The organism is Eikenella sp. NML120348, assembly GCF_001648435.1.
Taxonomy (GTDB): Bacteria; Pseudomonadota; Gammaproteobacteria; order Burkholderiales; family Neisseriaceae; genus Eikenella; species Eikenella exigua.
Map to the genome: position 1 here is coordinate 1 of NZ_LXSP01000012.1, position 1,355 is coordinate 1,355.

At 55.9% G+C, this 1,355-nt stretch carries 1 protein-coding gene and 2 pseudogenes; 2 read left to right on the forward strand and 1 reads right to left on the reverse strand.

The window, feature by feature from the left end:
* Both A7P99_RS10295 and A7P99_RS09450 read left to right on the forward strand, forming a co-directional pair.
* Window positions 1-464: pseudogene (locus tag A7P99_RS10295) on the forward strand (hypothetical protein); the annotation flags it as partial.
* A gap of 154 nt (window positions 465-618) precedes the next feature.
* Complete coding sequence (locus A7P99_RS09450; protein WP_067687335.1) at window positions 619-852, forward strand: hypothetical protein; 234 nt, start codon at window positions 619-621, stop codon at window positions 850-852.
* A gap of 153 nt (window positions 853-1,005) precedes the next feature.
* On the opposite strand, the pseudogene A7P99_RS10300 reads toward A7P99_RS09450, so the two are convergent.
* Window positions 1,006-1,355: pseudogene (locus A7P99_RS10300) on the reverse strand (hypothetical protein); the annotation flags it as partial.

A 1,355-nucleotide genomic window follows, 5' to 3' on the forward strand; every position in this document is an offset into this window, starting at 1 on the left:
ATGCGGTCAAACTGCCGGTAGCCCGCTGCAGTATCGATTATTCGGCTGCCTACCGCATGGTGCATCAGCGCTTCGGTGTGGCGCATATCGACCAAATCGCCGCCCCGTTGTTGCCCTCTGCGGTGGCCTACGTTCACAGTTTGATGTTGCATAACGGTATTAGCGGCGAAGTGTTGGATAGGCTACCGGCCAGCTTACAGGGCGAGCCGTTACGCAATCTAGAAGCGGCCTTGCTGCATGGGCTGTATTGCGCCGAATTTATCTATCAGCACCGGCAGGCAATACGCGGATTCAATCGCCGCCTAGCCGCTACGCTGAACGACCATGCTGCCGATAGCATCCGGCTTGCGCGCAATGTAGCCAGGCAGGCGGGTATTAAGCTGCCGGACGGGGAATACTTTGAATACTTCCCCTGGGATGGCGACAGCGCGGAGCAAGCCCGCTATCACAAACTGAATGCTTAATGTATTCATTACACACGAGCAGCTTTCGGGCTGCTTTTGTTTTGTCTGCTATCTGGTATTAACGTTTATTAATAGGATAATTTACCTGATTTTAAACATACACTCGGCGGGAAATAAGTTGCGTTAGAGTGGCGGCAGACAGCCGGAGAGGGTAATGAAACAGGATGCGATGCAGTCGGATATTCGGGCTTGCCAAGAGCCGCGTGATTGCCTACCTGTGGCCGAACAAAGGCGGCAAACCCGCTTATCCCGCAGAAGGGCGCTATACGCTGCCGCTGTTGCAGAGCGACGGGAAGCCGAGCAGAAACGAGGCGTAACCATGGCCGGCAGAAACAAACTGCCCGAACAGGCGAAACCCCGCAAACAGGCGGGTTGGCGGGGTCTCTAATCATCAATCTCGGAGCGGCGGCATGGAGACTGACGACTACGCGAATCATAAACGATTTGCCCTCAGAAATCCAGGGATAAGGCAAAGGGCACCGGTTGCCCGATGCCCTGCCGCCTAAGCGGTCTTCCAGCCCCTAAAGGGAACAGCCGCATTCTACACCTGATGCGCCAGACACGGAATCATGCCGTCTTCATACGGAGAGGTGATGTGGCTGACGAGATAGCGGTAGATTTTGCCGCCCTTCACCGTAACGGCGTAGTAGGCGTTGCGGTTCAGGTTGAACGGGATATTGGCCTGATTGGGGAACAGTTTCGGCACGGTTTCCGTTTCCACAGTCTGCACATGCCGCCCCTGCAATGCCAGCGAATGCACATAAGCCACCGCAGAGGGCAACAACGGGGCGGCGATTTGGTCGATATGCGCCACACCGAAGCGCTGATGCACCATGCGGTAGGCAGCCGAATAATCGATACTGCAGCGGGCTACCGGCAGTTTGACCGCAT